The organism is Geobacter sp. SVR (assembly GCF_016865365.1).
Classification (GTDB): domain Bacteria; phylum Desulfobacterota; class Desulfuromonadia; order Geobacterales; family Pseudopelobacteraceae; genus Pelotalea.
In genome coordinates, this window is the sequence record NZ_AP024469.1 from 432066 (window position 1) to 452854 (window position 20789).

Annotated in this window: 20 protein-coding genes; 11 read left to right on the forward strand and 9 right to left on the reverse strand. The window is 57.1% G+C overall.

The genetic code is table 11. From position 1 onward, the window contains the following. Positions 1-2 precede the first annotated feature (2 nt). The 4 genes from GSVR_RS02200 (at position 3) to GSVR_RS02215 (ending at position 3794) form a co-directional block, all read left to right on the forward strand. On the forward strand, positions 3-311 hold the full coding sequence (locus GSVR_RS02200) for a rhodanese-like domain-containing protein (RefSeq protein ID WP_173201118.1): 309 nt from the start codon (positions 3-5) through the stop codon (positions 309-311). 13 nt (positions 312-324) lie between these two features. Next, complete coding sequence (locus tag GSVR_RS02205; protein ID WP_173201120.1) at positions 325-1047, forward strand: response regulator transcription factor; 723 nt, start codon at positions 325-327, stop codon at positions 1045-1047. After that, the gene (locus GSVR_RS02210; RefSeq protein ID WP_173201121.1) at positions 1044-2126 is read left to right on the forward strand and encodes a cell wall metabolism sensor histidine kinase WalK; all 1083 of its coding nucleotides are present in this window, start codon (positions 1044-1046) and stop codon (positions 2124-2126) included. The genes GSVR_RS02205 and GSVR_RS02210 overlap by 4 nt, the downstream gene beginning before the upstream one ends. Positions 2127-2327: 201 nt before the next feature. Beyond that, positions 2328-3794: a B12-binding domain-containing radical SAM protein gene (locus GSVR_RS02215; protein ID WP_173201123.1), complete on the forward strand. Its 1467-nt coding sequence runs from the start codon at positions 2328-2330 to the stop codon at positions 3792-3794. Between the two features lie 179 nt (positions 3795-3973). On the opposite strand, the gene GSVR_RS02220 is transcribed toward GSVR_RS02215, so the two are convergent. From GSVR_RS02220 to GSVR_RS02230, 3 genes are all read right to left on the reverse strand, one after another. Beyond that, on the reverse strand, positions 3974-6064 hold the full coding sequence (locus tag GSVR_RS02220) for a hypothetical protein (protein ID WP_173201125.1): 2091 nt from the start codon (positions 6062-6064) through the stop codon (positions 3974-3976). 441 nt (positions 6065-6505) lie between these two features. Beyond that, the gene (locus GSVR_RS02225) at positions 6506-6883 is read right to left on the reverse strand and encodes an HsmA family protein (protein ID WP_173201127.1); all 378 of its coding nucleotides are present in this window, start codon (positions 6881-6883) and stop codon (positions 6506-6508) included. A 170-nt stretch (positions 6884-7053) separates the two neighbouring features. Next, positions 7054-8244: a DUF3108 domain-containing protein gene (locus GSVR_RS02230; protein ID WP_173201129.1), complete on the reverse strand. Its 1191-nt coding sequence runs from the start codon at positions 8242-8244 to the stop codon at positions 7054-7056. 190 nt (positions 8245-8434) lie between these two features. Between GSVR_RS02230 and GSVR_RS02235 the strand changes: the two genes are divergently transcribed. The 3 genes from GSVR_RS02235 (at position 8435) to galU (ending at position 10561) form a co-directional block, all read left to right on the forward strand. Further along, complete coding sequence (locus tag GSVR_RS02235) at positions 8435-8668, forward strand: FmdB family zinc ribbon protein (protein WP_173201131.1); 234 nt, start codon at positions 8435-8437, stop codon at positions 8666-8668. Between the two features lie 139 nt (positions 8669-8807). After that, the gene (gene folD, locus GSVR_RS02240) at positions 8808-9659 is read left to right on the forward strand and encodes a bifunctional methylenetetrahydrofolate dehydrogenase/methenyltetrahydrofolate cyclohydrolase FolD (RefSeq protein ID WP_173201133.1); all 852 of its coding nucleotides are present in this window, start codon (positions 8808-8810) and stop codon (positions 9657-9659) included. A gap of 38 nt (positions 9660-9697) precedes the next feature. After that, positions 9698-10561, forward strand: coding sequence for a UTP--glucose-1-phosphate uridylyltransferase GalU (gene galU, locus GSVR_RS02245; protein ID WP_173201135.1), 864 nt, complete (start codon positions 9698-9700; stop codon positions 10559-10561). Positions 10562-10673: 112 nt separating this feature from the next. Here galU and GSVR_RS02250 read toward each other — a convergent pair whose 3' ends face one another. The 5 genes from GSVR_RS02250 to GSVR_RS02270 form a co-directional block, all read right to left on the reverse strand. Further along, on the reverse strand, positions 10674-11066 hold the full coding sequence (locus tag GSVR_RS02250; protein WP_173201137.1) for an exosortase system-associated protein, TIGR04073 family: 393 nt from the start codon (positions 11064-11066) through the stop codon (positions 10674-10676). Positions 11067-11158: 92 nt separating this feature from the next. Next, positions 11159-13396, reverse strand: coding sequence for a DNA polymerase domain-containing protein (locus tag GSVR_RS02255; protein ID WP_239077433.1), 2238 nt, complete (start codon positions 13394-13396; stop codon positions 11159-11161). A 100-nt stretch (positions 13397-13496) separates the two neighbouring features. Next, entirely contained in the window at positions 13497-14096 is a 600-nt protein-coding gene (locus GSVR_RS02260) for a peroxiredoxin (protein WP_173201139.1), read from the reverse strand. Positions 14097-14307: 211 nt separating this feature from the next. Further along, a complete protein-coding gene (cls, locus tag GSVR_RS02265; protein ID WP_239077434.1) occupies positions 14308-15741 on the reverse strand; it encodes a cardiolipin synthase in 1434 nt (477 codons plus the stop codon). 50 nt (positions 15742-15791) lie between these two features. After that, positions 15792-16091 carry a Rieske (2Fe-2S) protein gene (locus GSVR_RS02270; protein ID WP_173201141.1) on the reverse strand — a complete coding sequence of 100 codons (300 nt, stop codon included), beginning with the start codon at positions 16089-16091 and terminating at the stop codon, positions 15792-15794. Positions 16092-16462: 371 nt separating this feature from the next. On the opposite strand from GSVR_RS02270, the gene GSVR_RS02275 reads away from it, so the two are divergent. The 4 genes from GSVR_RS02275 to GSVR_RS02290 all read left to right on the forward strand — a co-directional run bounded on the left by GSVR_RS02275 (position 16463) and on the right by GSVR_RS02290 (position 20169). Then, positions 16463-17284 carry a hypothetical protein gene (locus tag GSVR_RS02275; protein WP_173201143.1) on the forward strand — a complete coding sequence of 274 codons (822 nt, stop codon included), beginning with the start codon at positions 16463-16465 and terminating at the stop codon, positions 17282-17284. Between the two features lie 92 nt (positions 17285-17376). Beyond that, entirely contained in the window at positions 17377-17715 is a 339-nt protein-coding gene (locus GSVR_RS02280) for a P-II family nitrogen regulator (protein WP_173201145.1), read from the forward strand. A gap of 32 nt (positions 17716-17747) precedes the next feature. Continuing rightward, on the forward strand, positions 17748-19220 hold the full coding sequence (locus tag GSVR_RS02285; protein WP_173201147.1) for an ammonium transporter: 1473 nt from the start codon (positions 17748-17750) through the stop codon (positions 19218-19220). A gap of 118 nt (positions 19221-19338) precedes the next feature. Beyond that, positions 19339-20169 (forward strand): sensor histidine kinase, encoded by an 831-nt coding sequence (locus GSVR_RS02290; protein ID WP_239077435.1) that lies wholly within the window; start codon positions 19339-19341, stop codon positions 20167-20169. A gap of 16 nt (positions 20170-20185) precedes the next feature. On the opposite strand, the gene GSVR_RS02295 is transcribed toward GSVR_RS02290, so the two are convergent. Continuing rightward, on the reverse strand, positions 20186-20689 hold the full coding sequence (locus tag GSVR_RS02295) for a septal ring lytic transglycosylase RlpA family protein (RefSeq protein ID WP_239077436.1): 504 nt from the start codon (positions 20687-20689) through the stop codon (positions 20186-20188). Positions 20690-20789 lie beyond the last annotated feature (100 nt).

The window sequence follows — 20789 nt, forward strand, 5'->3', positions numbered from 1 at the left end:
TCGTGCGGCCGCTTGAACTTGCTGATAAGATTGACCAGGGACAGTCTCCCGTAGTGGTTGATGTCCGTACCGGCTTCGAGTACCGCTCCGGTCATATTCCCGGGGCGATCAGCGCGCCGATATGGAAAATCCTGTTGCGGCTCGCCCCGCTTCCGCGGGACAGAAACGTTGAGCTGGTCGTGTTGTGCGAGCTCGGCCCGCGTGCCTGGATGGGAAAGATCCTGCTCGGTTTCCTCGGCTTTCGCACGATCACACTGCTTGAAGGGCACATGGCCGGCTGGCGGCGCGCAAAACTACCTTTGGCCATGTGATCGGAGATATCGGATGTTCCCACCAACCGGAAACCAGGGTACCGTGCTGATCGTGGAAGACGATCGCAATACGGCCGCTCTGGTTGCAACATATCTCGAACGTGAGGGATTCTCCACGGTGGTTGTCCACGATGGCGGCCGGGCTCTGCAGGCTGCCGGCCAATGCAACCCGATTTTCGTGATTCTGGACGTCATGCTGCCCACCATGGACGGCTGGGAGATCTGCCGGGCCCTGCGCAGGAATTCCGATGTGCCGGTGCTTATGCTGACGGCTCGGGAAGAGGAGATCGACCGGGTCACGGGGCTGGCGATGGGTGCCGACGATTACGTGGTCAAACCCTTCAGCCCCCGTGAACTGGTGGAACGGGTCAAGGCGATCCTGCGCCGCAGCAGGCCGGCCATCCCGCGTCCGGCCGCCACTCTTTCCTTCGGCGGTTTGGAGCTCGATTCCGAGAAACACAAGGTAACCCGCGACGGCCGCCCGATTATGCTGACTTCATCGGAGTTCAAGATCCTGAGGGCGCTGATGGGATCGCCGGGAAAGGCCTTCTCCCGGGAGGAACTGCTGGATCAGTGCTACCGTCAGGGGGAAGCGGTCATCGACCGGGTCATCGACGTCCATATCGGCAAGCTCCGGCAGAAGATCGAGGACGACCCTTCCCAGCCCCGTTTCATCCAGACGGTGCGGGGACACGGATACAGGTTCAGCGAAGAAGAGGGGGAGCGGGAAGCATGAGGCAGCGCCTGCTCTGGAAGTTGCTGGTCGGACACATCGTCCCTGTCTTTGCGATCTTCGGCGTGGTGGTCTGGCATGCCATTGACCGCAGGGCAGCCGACTATTACCGGGTGCTTGTGGAGCGCCAGGATGTCGCGTCGGCCGAGGCGCACCGCGCCTTCCTTTCCGGCATTCACCACGACCTGGTCTGGGGCATTCTTGCCACCCTGGCCATTACCCTGCTTCTGACGTCCCTCCTGACCAGATGGGTCTTGCGCCCGCTGTTGCAGATCACCGCCATCACCAAAAAGGTTGCCGACGGCGACTATTCCGGCCGGGTAAACGCGGCGTCACGCTATGAAGGGGGGCAACTCGCCGATGCCTTCAACCATATGGCCGACAACCTGGAGGCGATCGAACGGCTGCGCAAGACCATGGTGGCCGACATCGCTCACGAACTGCGGACTCCCCTCACCAATCTGCGCGGTTATCTCGAAGGCTTGAGCGACTCCGTCATCCCCCCCACCCCCGAAACCTTTCGAATGCTGGAACAGGAGGTCCTGCGGCTGGTGAATCTGGTGGAGGATCTCCAGCAGTTGGCCAGGGCGGATGCAGCCAGGGCTTTTCTGGACCGCCGCAAGCTGTCCCTCCATGAACTGCTCGGCCAGATCATGGATCTGTACCGGCCGAACTTCCAGGAGAAGCAGATCGTGGTGCAATGGCAACTCGAACCGGGGAGCGATGCGGTGACGGCAGACCGTGACAAGCTGCTGCAGGCGATCCGCAATCTGACCGACAATGCCTGGAAATATACGCCGCGCCAGGGGACCGTTGCGATTTCAACCCTGCGAACCGAAGGCGGCATCAAGACCGTCTTTACCAACAGCGGCTCGGTAATCGCGGCACATGACATCCCCTTCCTGTTTGAGCGTTTCTTCCGGGCGGATCGTTCGCGTTCCCGGGATGCGGGAGGGGCCGGTATCGGGCTGGCGATCGTCAAGGAGCTGATCGAGGCGCATGGAGGCACGGTGGGTGTCGAAAGCGATGAAAACGGCACCCGTGTATGGTTCACACTCCCTGTCCAGGATGAACCGGCCTAGCCGGAGGTCGGCCTTCGGGAGGCGACAAGCCATAGTAGCTTGCCAGCGGGACATTTTTCCCTCCTCTTTACCGAATCTTTACAATTCCATTACTCTGCCTTTACCCTGATTTGTTATTATCGCGATGGATTTGAGAACCGTTTTCGAAAACGCTCGGGCCGTGTCATACCGCCCGGCAGCACAACCAGAATGGGAGAAAGAATGAGCAAGATCCTCTTTATAACAGCTCCGTACCACTGCTGGGGAGTACAGGTTGTCGGCAACTGGCCCCCTCTTCATATGGCCTATCTGGCCGGTGCCGCACTCGACGCGGGACATGAAGCCGGGATTTTCGACGCCATGAACAAGGGGCTCGGGTTTGACGATATCCGCGAGGAGATCGAACGGGTTCAGCCCGATTATGTCATGTCCCTGGACTATCTGCCGGTCACCGGCGCCATCAGCACCGCCACGGTCCCCGACTCCCTCAGGATTCTGGATATTGCCAAAGAGGTAAACCCCGCCATCGTCACCCTGCTGGGGGGGCCCCATCCCACCTTCATGTTCGGTGAGATCCTCGAATACGAGAAGAACCACGTGGATTTTATCATCAAAGGGGAGCCGGAGCACATCCTGAAGCAGCTGTTGGCGGCCATTCCGGAAGGAACGGGGAAAAGCGTCAAGGGGATTGCCTACCGCGAAGGGTCGGAGATCGTCAGTACCGAAAACCAGCACCACATCGTCGAACTGGACTCCCTGAATCCGGCCTGGCACCTGTTGGATTGGGACGACTATCACTATCGCGTCGAGCCGGAGGGCAGGATGGCTTCCATCCTCACGTCCCGCGGCTGCGACATGGGCTGTGCGTTCTGCAGCCAGCGGATGTTCTGGCGGGAGGACTGGCGCTGCCGCAAGCCGGAGAACGTCATCGAGGAGATGGCCCATCTGATCGAAACCTACCAGATCGACTATTTCACCCTGATCGATGCCTATCCTACCAAACACCGGGACCGCTGGGAGCTGTTTCTGGATCTTCTGATCGAGCGGAATTTCGGAGTCCGTCTGCTCATCGAGACCCGCGTGGAAGACATCATCCGTGATGCGGATATCCTGCACAAATACCGGGATGCCGGCATCATCCACATCTATATCGGCGCGGAGAGCGCCGACAAGGACACCCTGAACAGCCTCAACAAAGGGACCAGTTTCGAGCAGAACAAGCAGGCCCTGGACCTGTGCCGCGAGGCGGGCATCATCACCGAGGCGTCGTTCATGATCGGCTTCACCAATGAAACCTGGGACTCCATCGAGAACACCATCGATTCGGCCAAGTACTTGAATCCCGACATCGCCGTATTCCCGGTGGTGACCCCCATGCCCTTTACACCGCTCTTCAAGGATATGAAGGATCGCATCCGAGTGTGGGACTACTCGAAATACAATCTGGTAACACCCATCGTTGAGCCGCTTGAAATGACCATGGATGAGATCACCCAGGCCCTGGGCACCTGCTACATGCGTTTCTACAGCGACAAGGTGCAGGAGATCGTGGCGCTGGAGGATGGATTCAAGCGCCGCTACATGCTGAGCGCATTCAAGCTCATGATGAAAGACCACGGCAAGCACTTCGATTTCGCCGGTTCTGAAATGCCGATGCACTTTTCGACGGATGTTTTCAAGAGCTACTGATAAATAAACCCATATAGTAACAACAACGGCCCGACGAGCAATTTCGTCGGGCCGTTGCTTTACATGGTGTCTGGCAGTTGACCTATCTCAGATCCATTTCCAGTTTTGGTCATGCAAAAAAATGCCCCCGCTTCTTGCGAAGCGGGGGCGGAATTTCAAATGTTGCTTATACAATACAACTACGGACGTTCAGGATTGTTCCACGCGCCAGTGGTGCGGTTCCATCCCAGGAGGTACAGCATGGCTTCGGATGTACCGGTATAGGGGGTGGTGATGGCGCTACCAGTTGAGTTATAGGCATTGGTGCCTTTGGTGAACAGCGGGTTGTTGTTGGCATCTTTCATGCCGGAATTAACGGCAGTGACACCAACAGACAGATTGATCATGCCGTCATCCAGGAAGTCGATGGTATCGTACACAAGCCTGCGGGAGTAGCTACGACCGTGGGCGTATGCGGCGCTGTCCTTGGTGAGCAGCTGGATATTGAAGCAGGCGCCCATGAGCTTTTTGCCCAAGGCTTGATTGCCGGTGCCGTTAGTCCAGTTTTTGACCGCATTGGCAGAGGTGTGAGCCAGGCCGCCTTTGAAGAAGTAGGGATAGGCATTGGCGTCATACTCGATGTTCCATCTGTCCTTGAGAAGCTTGACGGCAAGCGCCAGTGAGTTCTGGAACGCCTCAGCCTGCGGTTCGATGAAATAGGCCTTAAAGTTCGCGCCGGTCAGCGGAACAGTGTTTTCCGAGCCGTGGCAGTTGGTACATACTTGGTTGTAGGCGTTCTCGTCGATGGCCAGCGTGTGGCCGTGGGCCTTCCTGGTGCCGGCAGGAGCGCCGTTAGCGTTCATGTGGCAGGTCACACAGGGGCCATTGGCATCGAATTTACCGGCAACGAAGACCGCAGTGTTATGGCTGTCGCCATTGATGGCAGGAGTGCCCAGCTTACGATGAGTGCTGGTTACACCGCCGGCAATGCCGTAGCCGGGAACGGAGGCGTTGTCCGGCATAAGTGTCTTGCCGTAGGTGGTGGTGCCGATGGTCGCGTTGGCGGAGGTGAAATTGATGAAGCCGGAAGACATGTACATGATCGCAGCAGCCGGCAGGTAATGGGAGTTCTTGAATGATGCGTTGGTGAAGTCGGCGACGGCATCTACGCCATTCTCGCGGGCCGAGTGGCAGGCAATACAGAGATTGCTTTCACCCGCATTCGGGAAGGTGACGGTTGTGGTATTGCCGATCTTGTACTGGGCCGTGAATGCGCCCGGAACACGAACAGTGAAGTTGTTGTCGCTGTGGCAGGCGTCGCACGCAAGGACCTCGCGTGCCTGATCCTCGGCACTTGCAATTGAGGCGGTCGGGAAGGTTGTAAAATTGCTGTTGACGAACATTTTGAAGCCGGTAGCGGTATGGCAGCGTTGGCAGGCCTGCTGTGAAGGCTGCTGCATGTCCTCGGTGGCCCAGGCTGCGCCATTGACATCCCCATGCGCCGATTTGGCCCAGGCTTTACGCTCTGCCTGACCAACCGTGGTATCGTGGGGCTGGTGGCAGGCGTTGCACTGTCCCTGGTAGTTGGTGGCCACGTACATGGCAGGACGGGCAGCCGCACCTGTGTTGGGGCTAGGGTTGCTGTGGACGTTCACTTTGTCCTGATGGCAGTCGAAGCACCTGCCGGCCGTGTAAGGATTGGGGATATTGTGCGCGGAGCCGTGGCACCCGGCGCACCCGGCGGCTACACCGTTCGCATCCATGAATGAGCCGTTGGCGTAGTGTCCGGACTGTTTGAAATCGGCGACCAGATTCTGACCGGTTGTGTCGATGGTGTTTTCATGGCAGCCGACACACGAGGCATCCGCCGGTTTTACGAGGGGGCGGCTCATTGTGATGGTGCCGACATCGCTGGTCTGTCCTGCAGTAATGGTTACGTTCAGGGCCGCACCTTCGTAGACAGTGGCGCCTGCGCTGTCGAGAGCGAGTATAACGAGACTGACCTTGCCGGGGACGATGCCGCTGATCTGCCCTTGGGTGGATGTGCCACCTGTCACGGCGATTTCATTTCTAACCACCGGCACGTTGGCGCCCGAGACGGTCATACGGATCTTGGCCACCTCCAGTGGAAGCGAAGCAACCGTTTTGGCCGTTGCGTTCTCCGCCCATGTCATAGATGCGTTAATCGCGCCCTTTCCGACAGTGGAGCTGCTCGCCTGGTTGTTTGCACCGCAGCCCGTCATTACCAGCAATAACAGAGCAGAAAGCAGGTACTGAAGATGTTTTTGCATGTTTTCTTTTCTCCTTTACTTAAGTTTCCGAACCGAGGTTCTGTTGGCCTCCAGAATGAAGCTGGGCGGCTTGGTTGGCGAGGTGATACGGCCAACCGTTGTTACGATCCCCCTTTCTTTGTGTGGGTTAAAACCAGCATACGAAAGCAGCTTGTATCGCGATTCGGCGATAACACATATGCTGTTGAGTTATTTCGCGGAAAGTCACTCTGATGGACGTCGCTACAAACGCCGCATGTACTTGCATGAGCTCGATATTATCGGGCTAACCTTGAATGAATGTGCAATTTCAAAGCCAAAGATTAGAGCGTGGGCTCGATCTATTCGCAACATGAATTTCAGCTGTGGATGAGCAGGGACGATGAAAGGTGGGGAGAGGTCAGTATCGATGACTGAATGCGTGCAGCTTTTGAAGGAGATGGGACAGATGCCCGGAGCAGGTTATTTCATGCGCATCATGCCGGAGATGGCGCCGCTGAAGAAAGCAATCAGCCAGCAAGTGTAGATGCTCAGGCTGACACGATGAAAGACGCGGTTGACAGCCTCGGCCCTGTTGGCCAGGGAAGCAGTCAGCGCCAGCAGAAAGTGGAAGGCCATACCACCCAGGGAGGCGATACCGGTGATGTTGTGCCATTCAGGGGCCTTACCGTAGGCCTGGGCAAACAGGTTCATCTGGTGAGTGCCGAGGTAATCGCACAAAAGACCGATGCCGAAAATGATCAGGTGCTTGCGGTGTAATCCCTGTTTGCGCCCACTGAAAACGGCCCACGTGTAGAAAATCAGCGCCAAATTCATCCATATTACAGCTTGCAACAGCATTTAATACGTTCTCCCTCTCGATAATGACTTCGGCATGCATAAACTTCATTTGTATCAGTCCATGGCCTTAGCGGTCATGGAAGAATTTCTATATGAGGTCGTGTTTTTTCCTGGATTTTGAAGTTGCCGCAGGATCAGTTTTACGTCGTATCGTGGAGTACGCCGGTTTACTAGTGCATGTGTGAACGAATGGTGGCATCGATAACGCTCGGTGGTGAGCCGGTTGGATTTTGATCGTAAGGCTGATATTCGGCAGAGAGCAGTTCGGCCGTTATCTTGCCAATCGGAATGGATGTCACAATTTTTACCGGTACTTTCTTGTTGTCGTCCGTCAACCAGATCATGACTTCGCCGGTTCGTCTGAAAATCCCGGCGGTTTTCTGGAGCGGGCGTATCACTAGGGTGTTAACTTTTGTGAGGTTAGATAGTTGTAACTTTTCTCTCCGTAAGACCTCGACCGGCACGTCGGCGTAAGTTTCACTGTCATAGATGTGGAGGATTTCGGTTTTGCCGACCTCCAGTTGGCGGTTCCTTAAGTAATAAATTCCGGACAAGGTATCGACTGCCTCATCGGTAGGGAGCATCACTTTTTGGCTATGGCCTCTGATGTTGTCAAACCAGAAAACCCTTTTTTTACTACGATTTATGCTGAATCCTTCATCTCCCCTGAAAGAGCCTTCCCGTTGTCTGATTTTTGTCAGGATGAACCTGCCGTTGATATGGCGGGTTTCAACAACATCGTCTACAGGATAAATGCTGGAAATGGCAGTATTGGACCTGACTTTAAGCGTGATCGAGATTTCGCCCTCATTATTTGCTGACTCAAGTTCGGCGCTTCCTACCGGGAGACCGAGCATCTTTATCTGGTAGGTAAGTCTTTCATTTTTCGATGCCAGAAACATGCTGCCTTGGGAAGGCGGTATAACAGGGCTTGCAGCAACTGGTCTTGGTAGCTCCGCAATCGAAGCGGCAGTAATGGTCTCACTGGCCCGGCTTCTGAATGCTTGCTCCTCCTCATAGAGAACAGCTTTCTCCTCGAGTACTGGCGCAGATTCGCGGGATTCAAAGGCAGCGACCGGAGTGTTGAGTTCATGTGCCGCCACCGGAGTATCATTCATGGTAGCCTCATCTTCCGGAGACTCAGGTATTTCGTTATTGTCATTACTTTTCTGTTCCGTCACAGCAGGAGGAGCATTTGGCTCGTCCGCCAGATCAACCAGGATGGTTTGTGATACATCGACAGGTGTGCCGAAATTGTAGGTTTCGAAAACCCTCATTGCATACATGAAGAGGAAGTGCACCAGGATGGAGAGTATCAGACAGGATGTAAGCGGATGTTGTTTATAGTACTGAGTAAACATACGGTGATCTTGAGCAGTGGAATCGAAATCTATCCTCACGATATTAGAATATTCGGTCCTTTTTTACAACAAAACACCTCAATGCTGAAGACAATGATCAGAGCCCGTTCCGGGAGCCGCCATTGACAAATCTGCCGCTCTGTCATTATATTTAAGACATCAATCTAATTACTCCGAGGAGAAACCCGATATGCCGATGTACGAGTACCGTTGCCAAAGCTGTGAGCACCAGTTCGAATTGCGCCAGAAGTTTTCCGATCCGCCGGCCAGTGAATGCCCGGAATGCGGCGCAGAAGTGAAAAAAATGATTTCCTCCACCGCCTTCAGCCTGAAGGGGGACGGCTGGTTCAACACCGGCTACTGCCCCAAAACCGAAGCGCCCAAGCCGGTCGCCTGCGCGGGTGGTGGCTGCTGCGCGGGGTGATCGAAGGGGTGTGTCCGGACGGATTCGGGCCTCCGAAGTGTAAAGCTTCGGGGGCCTTCTTTTTTGGTGTAAACCGGCTTTACAAAGTGGTGAGTAAGACAGTATGATGCCAGGACTTTATGGGCCAAGGAGGCAGACAATGGCAAGAATCATCGACGGCAAGGCGATTGCCGCAAAAATACGGACCGAGATTGCGGCGGGCGTACAGGAACTGAAACAGCAGGGTGTTACGCCGGGGTTGGCGGTGGTGCTGGTAGGCGACGACCCGGCCAGTCGCGTGTATGTCAGCATGAAGGAGAAGGCGTGCCACGAGGCAGGCATCTTCTCCGACGAGTACAAGCTGCCCGCCGAAACCAGCGAGGCCGAACTCCTGACGTTGGTGGACAAGCTCAATAACGACCCGCGCATTCATGGCATTCTGGTGCAGTTGCCGCTGCCGCCGCAGATCAACACCGAAAAGGTGCTGGAGGCCATCTCCCCACTCAAGGATGCTGATGGATTCCATCCCTACAACGTCGGCCGTCTGTCGGTCGGCAAACCCCTTTTTCAACCCTGTACCCCGTACGGCGTTTTGGTGATGCTGAAGGAGGAGGGGGTCGACCTGAACGGCAAGGAAGTGGTGGTGATCGGCCGTTCCAATATCGTCGGCAAGCCGGTGGCCATGATGTGCCTGGCCCAGAACGCCACGGTCACGGTATGCCATTCGCGTACCCGCGATCTGGCTGACGTGGTCCGCAGGGCCGATGTCGTTATCGCTGCGGTCGGCCGTCCGGAGATGGTCAAGGGTGATTGGATCAAGCCGGGCGCCGTGGTCATCGATGTCGGGGTGAACCGCGTGGGTGAAAAGAAGCTGGTGGGCGACGTCGATTATGCGGCTGCCAGCGAGCGGGCCGCGGCAATTACCCCGGTTCCGGGCGGAGTCGGACCGATGACAATCACCATGCTGCTGTACAATACGCTGGAGTCGGCACGCCGCGTCGCCGGGGCATAAACGGCTCGCTAATTTCCGATGTGCCTGAGGTGCTGACCATGAAAGTCAAAAAAGCTGTTTTCCCGGTTGCCGGTCTGGGTACCCGTTTTCTGCCGGCCACAAAAGCGTCACCCAAGGAAATGCTGCCGCTGATCGACAAACCGCTGGTGCAGTACGTGGTGGAGGAGGCAGTGGCTTCAGGCATCGAGCAGATCCTGTTCGTTACCGGGCGGGGCAAGCGCTCCATCGAGGACCATTTCGACATCTCCGTCGAACTGGAAGCGCACCTCTACGACAAAGGCAAGGACATCGAACTCTCGCGGGTGCGGGAGATTGCCGAGATGGTCGATATCTTCTACGTGCGGCAGCGGCAGGCTCTCGGGCTCGGCCATGCCATCCAGTGCGCCAAAGATTTCGTCGGCAACGAGCCCTTTGCCGTGCTGCTGGGAGACGACATCATCGACAGCGCGCGCCCCTGTCTGCGGCAACTGCTGGATGTCCATGACGTCTATGGCCGCTCGGTACTGGCCCTCGAGAAGGTGCCGCTGGAAAATATCTCCTCCTACGGCTGTGTCCGTGCCGATGAGGTATCCGAACGGGTTTACGATGTGATCGACATGGTGGAGAAGCCGAAGCGTGCGGAGGCCCCCTCGGACATGGCCATTATCGGGCGCTATGTCCTGACTCCGCGTATATTCGACATTCTTGAGCAGCAGGAGCCGGGCAAGGGGGGGGAAATTCAGTTGACCGATGCCATCCTGACCCTTTCAAAGGAGGAGAAAGTCTACGGATGCCTGTTCGAAGGCCTGCGCCACGACTGCGGTGATAAGCTGGGATTTCTCAAGGCGACTGTCGATATGGCACTGAAGCGCGAAGAATTCCGGGGCGAATTTGAAACGTATTTACGGGAGCGGCTGTGTTAGAAGAAGAGGCTGTGTGACGTGCAGTCAGGACCGACAGGTATGAACAGCACGAAAAAAGGCGGGACCCACGCGGGGTCGCGCCTTTTTTTGTGGGGAAAGTCGCGGAATCGTATTATTTTTGCTCTCCCATGGAGTAGGTGGTTTCCCGCTTCGGGTCCCACCCCTCCCATACATAGGGAGGATCGATCATGGGGTCGTAGTAGCCCGGCTGCGGCACCAGGAAAAAGGCGGTTTCGGTGACGCCGATGAAACTGCGGTACAGCATCATGCCGATACCCTTCAGCGGGCCGATCACATAGCCCGGCCCCCCCATATCGCGCACCGTCAGCATGCTCTGCTTGGGCAGTTCTGCAACACTGGTCACGATATTGGTCAGTCCGCGGGTGAATTTGATGGTCATCTTTTCCACGATCATTTCGGGCTGCTGCTCGGCCAGGGCTACAACCGGCGCAGTGGTCACGGCCACAAACATCAATGCGGACAACAGCAGTGTGCGTTTTCTCATGTCGCCTCCCAAAGCCGTTCTCGCTGCCGGAACAGCTTCGAGTCTCATATCACAAAGGGTATCCAGTTGCAAGGATCACGGAGCTCCGGCGGCTAGTCGAACAGCGTCGGCTGCTGAGGCAGGAATGGGTCGAACCGCTTTCTCAGCTGCCACAGTTTTTCCAGGTAATAGGGGGTGTTGACGTCGGGCCGGACGGGGTTGAAGGCGCTGATCGGGCGGCAGTGCTCATAGGCTACGGCATCTTTGCCAGAACCGCTGATATAGTAGCTGATCTGGTCGCCGGCACGATAGGGGCGATCGGCAGCCAAGGCGAGTTCGAAAGCAGCCGAGGGGCTGCGTTTGCCGGCCTGCAATTTCGCCTGATAGGTGGCAGGAGATTCATTGAGCGTCTCGGTTCTGGCCACCCAGCCGATGTCGAGATCCCGTGCCGTCAATCGGGCAGCATAGCGCTGATACAGGCGCTCGATGCAGCCGGTTCCCGTGGTGAGCAGCAGTTCGACCGCTTCCCGCAGAAATTCCCGCAGGTAAGGTTCCATCCCGCGGGACCGCAAACTGCTGCCGCGGACGGTGATGGTGCCGTCGTGCCCCAGCAGGGCGTAATTCTTCGATTTATAGGCGAACATCGAACGATAGAAGCCATCCAGTTCCACCTCGATCCCCTCCGGCAGGCCTGCCGTAAGACGGTCGACCAGCGCCCTCCGCTCCGGCTCGGTTTCGCAGCCGGGCGGCGGTTGAAAGTAGATCCCGTCGGTATCCACCTCTATCGGCCGGGCACCTTCCTGTTGCAGCAGTTCCATCATCGTCCTGATGGTCACCCTCCCCAGGCGCGTCACCTCCGCCGCGACCGCCGGGTCTGAAAAATTGTGCAGTGGAGTTCCCAAATACCCGTAGAAGGAATTGATCAACACCTTGAAAACCTGCTGAAGTGCTTCGAAGTACTGGCGCTCCTGTTCGTTGGCGCTCTCGCGGGCGGCCTTCTTGGCATCCAGCCGGAACGTGCGCAGACCGGCCAGCATCGGCAGGAACAGCTCCAGGCAGTCGTTGGCCGGCTTGAGACGATAGGCCAGCATCAGGGAGGGGTAGAGCGAGGCAACATCACAGTGCACGATCGGGCCATGCACTCCGCTTTCCAGCAATTCGGTATAGCCCCCCTCGAAAGGTGTGGCCGTGGCTGCGCGGGTCGGAATCGACTGCCCGCGATGCAGGTATTCCCTCAAAAACAGCGAGTTGATGCGGGTGGCATTGCCGCGCAGAGGGCAGTTCTGGAACGAGTAGGGAAAGATGCGCGTCTGCAGAAACCAGGGATAGGCCAGGATGCGAAAAACGGCTTCCGTTTCGCGTACATCGTCCAGATTGTAGCGGTAGAGCACTTCCGGGTCCCGGTGGAATTGCCCGGCGATATGGTTACCCTCCAGGTAGACCCGGTCCGGGGCGGCCAGACCGAAGTGCAGCGCGACCTGCTTCAATCCGTGACTTTCCAACCCGCGGTGTGCCAGATCGTAATGCTGTACCAGAAAATAGGTATCGATGATCTGGCGGCCGTAGATATCCCAGCGGGGGTAATCGATGGCTCGCTCGGCCAGGTTCCAGCGCGAATGGGGTGTGACATGTGGGGCAGAACCGTTGCGCCCCCAGCCGAGGCGTATGCCGTGCAGTCCGGCGCGTTTGCCGATATAGTCCAGGTCAAAGCGGAAGATATTGTGGCCGATGATCACATCCGGATCACAGCTCGAAACGATGCCGTTCAGCGCCAGCAGCATCTCCGGTTCGCTCATGCGGTCTCCCCGCAGGACGGTTTCGATGCCGTGGGAATCCTTGCAGGCAATGGAAATGATCCGGTCTTCGGGCCGCGACGGGTTGGGGAATCCGTAGCCCTTGGCGCAGTAGGTCTCGATGTCCAGAGTGAGGGTGCGCAGATCGCGGAAATCGAGCCCCTTGAAGAGGGTGGTTCCGCTGGCGAGCAGGTACTGGTGGGACAGATCCGAGAGGAAAAGGTAGGGCGCCTCGGCTGCCGCGTGCGACGCGCCGGTTGAGGCTGCCAGAAAATCACGGGCTTTCAGGCAGTCGTTCCAGGAGTCGAACAACAGCTGGTAGCGGAAGAACGCTTCACCGGCGAGCTGGCGCACCGAACAGGGAACCGGGCAACCGTTTGTCACGGCCGGATCGTCGATCAGGATGAAAGGCCGGAAGTGCTGATCCTGGAACTGAACGCCGTTGGGTGTTCGGTAGAAGAGGCGTACAAAATGTCCGGCCGGTTCAACCGCCACGATCCCGGTCCGCTGATCGCGGCCGAACAGAAGTGGTGTATGTTCTATCCTATGAATATCCACGGTTAAACTCTACGACAGTCACGGGCGGGTGGCAATTGAAAAGGGCGCTGCCCCGAAAGGCAGCGCCCTGACAATGCGACGGTTTCCGCTGAATGCGGTACTACTTTTTGGAATGCTTGGCCAGATATGCGGCCACCCCTTCAGCGGTAGGTTTCATGGCCTCTTCACCCTCCTGCCAGTTGGCCGGACATACTTCTCCATGGGTGTCGGAGAACTGAACCGCGTCAACCATGCGGAGCGCCTCGACCACGCTTCTGCCCAGCGGCAGATCGTTGATGACGCAATGGCGAATCTTGCCGGTCGGGTCGATCAGGAACAGGCCGCGCAGTGCTACGCTGCCATTGAACAGAATACCGTAGGCTTTGGCGATCTCCTTGTTCAGATCCTGCACGAGCGGGTACTGAACATTGCCGATGCCGCCGTTTTCGACCGGGGTGTTTTTCCAGGCCAGGTGAGTGAATTTCGAGTCGACCGATACGCCGATAACTTCGCAGTTCCTCTTCTTAAATTCGCCGATGGTCTTGTCGAAGGCCAGGATCTCCGACGGGCAGACAAAGGTGAAGTCCAGCGGGTAGAAGAAGAGCAGGACATATTTGCCTTTGTAATTGGAAAGCGTGATGGATCCGAAAGTATTGTCCGGAAGAACCGCCTCTGCAGTGAAGTCAGGGGCAGCTTGCGTCACCAGGGTCGTCAGGCACATGGCATATCTCCTTTTTTTTGGATTAATGAATTTAATGGTCAATTAATACCAGTCAATCCATCGGTTGTCAATAGGATAAAAATTATCTTTTTAGGCTTTTTGAAAAGACGCACCCTTCGGCATGCCAGCACGGCACCTGAAGTGCAGCGCGAGGCAAACTTTGCATATCCGGCCATGGATGCTTCGCCGCAGTGCATGCGGGAAGGCAACATCAGAGATATGGGGACAGCAGGCGGGCGAAATTATCCCTGAGCTGGACCGGCAGGCCGCGGGATTGGAGTTCTGCCGGAGTGATCTCCCGGGAGGCGTCCAAACAGGTCTCGAAATGTCGCCTGATAAGGGAGGCAAATGCGCTGTCGTAGATGCTGAGGTCCAGTTCGAAGTTCAGACGCAGACTGCGCGCGTCCAGGTTGGAGGACCCGATCAGGGTATAGGTGTCGTCGACCAGGAAGAGTTTGGTATGCGCAAACGGGGGCGGCTGGTAATAGAGCCTGATGCCGTTGGCGATCAGCTCTGCCTGCAGGGCCCGATTGGCCCAGTGCATGAAAGGGAGATTATTTTTCTCGGGCAGCAGGACCCGTACGTCGACTCCACGCAGGGCAGCGGTGATCATGGCCGACGTCATCGGCCGGTCGGGAATGAAATAGGGGCTCATGATCAGGATCGATTGCCCGGCGCAGGACATGGCTCCCATCAGTATCTGTTCGAGTTTGCGGTATTCCTTGTCGGGACCGTCGCTGATGCAGCGTGCCAGCATGCTCCCCTGGCACTGCGGAGGCGGGAAGAACAGCGGATCATCCAGCCGTTTTCCGGTAACGAAATGCCAGTCTTCCAGAAAGGTGCTCTGCAGGTCGTTGACCACCGGGCCCTGTACGTGGAAGTGCATGTCGCTGACCGCATCCTGGATCGGCGTTTGTGAGGTTACATGGCGGCTGCGGATGTTCATCCCGCCGGTGAAGGCTTCGATCCCGTCGATGGTCAGCAGCTTGCGGTGATTGCGCAGGTTGATGTAGGCCCCGTGACGCAAGGGGAGATAACGTTCGAGATGGACCCCTGATCCCGCCAGTGCAGTTCGGGGAGACAGCCGGCTGTACTTCTCTCCCAGCGCGTCGATGATGACCCTGACCTGGACTCCCCGCTGTGCCGCCTCTTTCAGATGCCGGATGAATTCCGCGCCGACACCGTCAGCGTCGAAAATATAGCTGCACAGATTGATGCTGGACCGCGCCCGGCCGATGGCCTCAAGCATGGCAGGATAGGCTTGCTCGCCATTGATCAGCGGAGTGATCAGGTTTCCCGGGCGCAGCGGTGTTTTTACCAACCGGTCTGCAATCCTGCGCAGGTCGCGCAGGTGGTAAGCGGAGGGGGGCAGAGGGGGCGGTTCAGCGGTACCCTGATCGGCCGTCCGGATGGCAATCCCGCTGATTCGGCGGCCACTTTTTTTCCAGATATGGGCTCGCCGGGAGATGCGGTTGATGCCGAGGCACCAGTACAGGAGTGGCCCCACATAGGGCAGGGTCAGGCACAGGCTCATCCAGCCCAGGGCCGAGCGCGAATCGCGCTTGTGGAGCAGGGCGTGTCCGGCTCCCAGAAGTGAAAGTATACCGTAGCCGAATAGGAAAAAGGTGGTCAGGAGATGATCCAAGGGGCACTCCGTGCGTCCCTGAATGGGACTGGGGCGAAGGGGCCGCCGGTTTACTCCAGATCGACGAGAATGTCGTCTCCACTGATCTGAACAGGATAGATCCTGAGGGTGAAATCGGGGTGATCTCCGCAGCTGCCGTCAAGAAGGTTGAAACGGTAACCGTGGCGCGGGCAGGAGATGGTGCCTTCCTTGACAATACCGGCAGTCATCTGGCTCCCCTGGTGCGGGCACTCGTTCTCGCAGGCATGGATGGTCCCTTTGATGTTGACCAGAAGGATCTCCCGGCCGGACACGGAAACCACTTTCTTGCCGAAATTGGGGACTTCGCCGATCTTTGCCACAGGTGTCATGTGTGCCTCCTGAACGCAGTTTTGGGTGCGAAAGTATAGAAGAAATTACCGAAAAAAAAGGCGCAGTCAATTGTTTTTGCTGTTTTGCCTATTTTTTGTACAGAAGTGGCAGGGGATGTCTGACTAATTTGTATGCAGAAAATCGGTTAGAACAATGAGTGACGTTGAATCAGTGACGTCATGAAATGGTAAGTTGTTATAAAACCAACAAAAATAAACATGGCACGCAACGTGCTAATTAAGGGTCAGGAGGCTTGCCACTCACATTGTGGCCGATACAAATCATACACTCTGCAGAACGTGCAGTGATGAAACCAAGGACGCTTTCATCCCAACACCGTTCAAAATCAACGATGAAAAGGAGAGGAAAGATGAACTTGGGAAGGATCATGGCAGCAGCATCGGCAATTGTAGCATTGATGAGCGGCATGGCGATGGCAACGCCCTCAACACAGATCTGGATTCCATCACCCGACGTGAAGGGCTTTAAGGACATCCACATCGATGTCGACAATTACATGCGTTTCTCGTCCAAGTCGGATGCGGGCCCCAACTATTACAATCTCGGGGTGAGCGCCGGCGTGCTCCCCTCGGAAAACGTCAAGCTCGAGATAGGGGCTGACATGCTCATGAGCAGCCTACAAAACGACAACACGGCCGACAACCACCCCTTCTACCTCAATGCGAAGCTGGGGACTCCGGAGGATGCATTCGGCATCAAAGGACTTCCGGCATTCGCAATCGGTGCCTACAACCTCGGGTTGTACGATAAGCCCGAACGTGCCGCTGCCGTTGCCGGCGATGTCCTTTCCACCCGCCAGAACATCGTCTACGGCCTGGTGGGCAAGACCCTGCCAGTGATCGGGCGCCTCTCGGCCGGCGGGTACTACGGTTCCGAACGAGCCCTTTCCACCTCCGGCAATCCGAAGAATAACAACTACGGCGTCATGGCCTCCTGGGACCGCAGCATGCCTGAAATCTCCGATAAGCTCTGGCTGGCCGTAGACTACATGAGCGGCAACAATGCCAACGGCGAGGTATCGGTTGGCGGCTCCTGGACCTTTTCAAAACAGATATCCCTGCTGGTGGGAGCGGTCTTCTTCAATCCCTTCTACAACGTTTCCGCCGGTGACGGCGGTGCTCTGCCCGGCGGCAAACCGGCCCTGACGACGCAGCTCGATATATCATTCTAGGCAATTCCTCTCCTTCAATCCGGGGAAGGGGGAGCCCCCTCTCCGATTTTTCAAGGAGTCGTCCTCATACGCGCACAAAGGAGGTAGGTGCAATGAAACTCATCGAAGCAATCATAAAACCGTTCAAAATGGATGAAGTGAAGGATGCCCTGAACGAGATCGGCATCGAAGGCATCACCGTCAGCGAGGTCAAGGGGTTCGGGCGGCAGAAAGGGCATACGGAACTGTACCGTGGCGCCGAATATGTGGTCGATTTTATCCCCAAAATCAAGATGGAAATCGCGGTCAGCGACGAACTGGTCACCAAGGTGGTTGAAACCATCCAGAATACTGCCAAAACCGGCAGGATCGGTGACGGCAAGATCTTCATCATCCCGCTCGAAGAAGCGGTCAGGATCAGGACAGGTGAAAAAGGCTCCGACGCGATCTAGCGAGACGCCAATCAATTCAAACGGAGGATATCATGAAACTTAAGCACTATCTTGCCACAATACTGTTCGTCATTCTGGCCGGTCTGGTCCCCGTCGCTGCCATGGCGGAAGAGAAGAAAGATGCCGCTCCGGCCGCCGCTGCCACCGCAGCTCCGGCTGCCGATGCTGCCGCAAAACCGGCCGACGCCGCTGCCGCGGCGCCGGCTACCCCTCCCGATGTCAAGCCGGTACTCAATACCGGCGATACGGCCTGGATGCTGGTTTCCGCGGCACTGGTCCTGCTGATGATTCCCGGGTTGGCACTGTTCTACGGCGGCATGGTCCGGCAGAAGAACGTGCTCTCCACCATGATGCATTCGCTGGTTGCCATGGGTATTGTCGGGGTGCAGTGGACACTGATCGGCTATTCGCTGGCCTTTGGCGGTGATGTGGCCAAGATGGGCCTGATCGGCGACCTGAGCAAGGCCATGCTGAACGGCCTGATCATCATGAAGGATGCGGCCAGCGGCACGGTCGAATGGACCCTGTTCCAGAACTACGCCAAAGAACCGGGCGCGATTCCCGAACTCGTCTTTGCCATGTACCAGGCCATGTTCGCCATGATCACCGTTGCCCTGGTCTCGGGCGCCATGGCGGAACGCGTCAAATTTTCCGCCTACTGTGCATTCGTTCTGCTCTGGACCACGCTGGTATACGATCCCCTTGCCCACTGGGTGTGGATGACCGACGGCTGGCTCTTCAAAAAAGGCGCCTTGGATTTTGCCGGTGGTACGGTCGTTCATCTCTCGTCCGGTATCTCGGCCCTGGCCTTCCTGGTTTTTCTCGGCAAACGTCACGGTTTTCCGACCGAGCGCATGGCACCCCATAATCTCCCCTTCACTCTGCTGGGGGTCGGCCTGCTCTGGTTCGGCTGGTTCGGGTTCAACGCCGGTTCCGCCGTGGTGGGTGCCAATACATCGGATGCGGCCGGTGGCCTGGCTGCCCTGGCTTTTGCCACCACCACCATCGCTCCGGCAGCAGCAGGCCTGTCCTGGATGATCGCCGAGTGGATCCACTCCGGCAAACCGAGCGCGTTGGGCTTCGGTTCCGGTGTCGTGGCCGGTCTGGTGGTAATCACCCCCGCCGCTGGTTTCGTTCAGCCGGGCGCGGCCCTGCTGATGGGTCTTGCCGCCGGCGTCGTCTGCTACGGCGGTGTGCTGCTGAAGGCCAAACTCAAGTATGACGACTCGCTGGATGCCTTCGGCGTTCACGGCATCGGCGGCACCTTCGGCGCCATCCTCACCGGTGTTTTTGCGACTGTCGGCGCCACCGGGCTCTTGGCGGGCAATGCCAAACAGCTGATGACCCAGCTGATTGCGGTTGTGGCGGCCGGCGCCTATGCTTTCATCGTCACCCTGATTATCTCCTTCGTGCTCGACAAGACCATCGGTCTGCGTGTCGAGAAAGAAGACGAAATCATGGGTCTCGACCAGACCCAGCACTCGGAGTCAGGTTACAACATGTAGTAATCCCGGCTTCACTCCCCTTTCTGGATGGGGGTGAATACAACTCCACGCTCTGCATACACGAAGCCGCCCCTTCTGGGGCGGCTTTCGTGCCGTAGCACGAGATTTCGGAGCGCCCATGAAAAAAACGCCAGCCTGGCATATCGCAGGAGACATCAACGGAGATCTCCGGACGCCCACAGACGAGGCAGGTGCGTCAATGGATTCGTTTTTTGCCGGAAATGGGCAAAAGCCGAGCGCGGACTTGTTAAAACAGTTGGCCCACAATGAAAAAATGGCCGAACTGGGTAGAATCTCTGCTGGTGTCGTACATGAACTCAATGCTCCCCTCTCCGTGATCTCCTCCGCTTCACAGATGATTTTGCGGGAAGAAGGGGTGCCGGAGTCGGTACGTGAAATGGTCGCACGAATCGACAGCGAGGCCCAGCGTCTCTCCCAATTGGCCCGTGGATTGCTGAATTTCAGCAGCCGTCAGGAGACGTCCAGCGAGGTGGACGTCAACCTGACGATCGGTTTTCTGCTCGATTTCCTGCGGTACGAGGCGTCCAGGCGCGGCGTCGTCGTCAGGCGCGAGCTGGACTTCAGCCTGCCGGCCATCAAGCTCGACGGCAACCTCCTGAAACAGATCCTGCTCAATATCATCATGAATGCCCTGCAAGCGATGGAGGACCAGGGGGGGGAACTGCTGCTGCGGACCATGGTTTCCGGAGCCGACCGGCTCTGTGTCATCATCCGTGACAACGGTCCCGGTATTCCGCCAGAGGTGCTGGAAAATATCTTCACACCTTATTTTACTACCAAGGAAATAGGGGAAGGTACCGGGCTTGGACTCTTCGTCAGTCGTCAACTGGTGGAGGAACTGGGGGGGCGGATCGAGGTGTCGAGCAGTGTGGGAAAGGGCGCCGAGTTTACCGTAACGCTTCCCCTGCAGGAAAAACCGGAAGAATGATGCTGATGCCGTAACGCTAGGCCGGTTCGTCCGGCGCTCCTTCCGGCAGCGGAATGATGACCACCCGCATTTTCCCCTTGCCGTACAGACCGATCTTTTTGGCAGCCGCCTGGGAGAGGTCTATGAACGGAAATGATTTTTTGGCACAGCGGTCGTTGACCGTGACCTGAACAGCCTGGCTGGTAGCCGGATTGACAACCCGCACCACTGTTCCCAGCGGCAGGCTGGCATGGGCAGCAGTCATCTTCCCGGGATGGTAGCGCTGGCCCGATGTGGTCCTTCTCCCCGAAAAGCGATTGGCGTAATAGGAGGCGAAGCCATGCCGTGCTTCTCGCGGGCCGCTCTTGGCGACGAGTTCTTCCAGCGGGCTGAGGGAGCTTTCCGACAGCTCGCTCAGGACAGCATCATTGTCGGTCGGTGGTATTTCGGCCCATCCGCAAACAGCCGCACAAAGAAGGGCCGCGCATAGCAGCAGGGACCGACGCAGATGTCCTGATCCGAGGGGTATGCGCATTTTCATGGCATGCTTATATCGTACTAATGCATGCCGGTCAAGTTTTGGAAGACGGTTTCTTGAAAATAGTGTTTAAAATCAGTAGTCTATGTCTGGTTTGTAAAGT

Bases quoted from the DNA above. Each gene is read 5' to 3' on its own strand.
- GSVR_RS02290 (WP_239077435.1), top strand. From the start codon at position 19,339: ATGAAAAAAACGCCAGCCTGGCATATCGCAGGAGACATCAACGGAGAT.
- GSVR_RS02210 (WP_173201121.1), top strand. From the start codon at position 1,044: ATGAGGCAGCGCCTGCTCTGGAAGTTGCTGGTCGGACACATCGTCCCT.
- GSVR_RS02280 (WP_173201145.1), top strand. From the start codon at position 17,377: ATGAAACTCATCGAAGCAATCATAAAACCGTTCAAAATGGATGAAGTG.
- GSVR_RS02225 (WP_173201127.1), bottom strand. From the start codon at position 6,883: ATGCTGTTGCAAGCTGTAATATGGATGAATTTGGCGCTGATTTTCTAC.
- GSVR_RS02235 (WP_173201131.1), top strand. From the start codon at position 8,435: ATGCCGATGTACGAGTACCGTTGCCAAAGCTGTGAGCACCAGTTCGAA.
- GSVR_RS02260 (WP_173201139.1), bottom strand. From the start codon at position 14,096: ATGTGCCTGACGACCCTGGTGACGCAAGCTGCCCCTGACTTCACTGCA.
- GSVR_RS02230 (WP_173201129.1), bottom strand. From the start codon at position 8,244: ATGTTTACTCAGTACTATAAACAACATCCGCTTACATCCTGTCTGATA.
- GSVR_RS02220 (WP_173201125.1), bottom strand. From the start codon at position 6,064: ATGCAAAAACATCTTCAGTACCTGCTTTCTGCTCTGTTATTGCTGGTA.
- GSVR_RS02205 (WP_173201120.1), top strand. From the start codon at position 325: ATGTTCCCACCAACCGGAAACCAGGGTACCGTGCTGATCGTGGAAGAC.
- GSVR_RS02275 (WP_173201143.1), top strand. From the start codon at position 16,463: ATGAACTTGGGAAGGATCATGGCAGCAGCATCGGCAATTGTAGCATTG.
- GSVR_RS02285 (WP_173201147.1), top strand. From the start codon at position 17,748: ATGAAACTTAAGCACTATCTTGCCACAATACTGTTCGTCATTCTGGCC.
- GSVR_RS02295 (WP_239077436.1), bottom strand. From the start codon at position 20,689: ATGAAAATGCGCATACCCCTCGGATCAGGACATCTGCGTCGGTCCCTG.
- GSVR_RS02215 (WP_173201123.1), top strand. From the start codon at position 2,328: ATGAGCAAGATCCTCTTTATAACAGCTCCGTACCACTGCTGGGGAGTA.
- GSVR_RS02270 (WP_173201141.1), bottom strand. From the start codon at position 16,091: ATGACACCTGTGGCAAAGATCGGCGAAGTCCCCAATTTCGGCAAGAAA.
- folD (WP_173201133.1), top strand. From the start codon at position 8,808: ATGGCAAGAATCATCGACGGCAAGGCGATTGCCGCAAAAATACGGACC.
- galU (WP_173201135.1), top strand. From the start codon at position 9,698: ATGAAAGTCAAAAAAGCTGTTTTCCCGGTTGCCGGTCTGGGTACCCGT.
- GSVR_RS02250 (WP_173201137.1), bottom strand. From the start codon at position 11,066: ATGAGAAAACGCACACTGCTGTTGTCCGCATTGATGTTTGTGGCCGTG.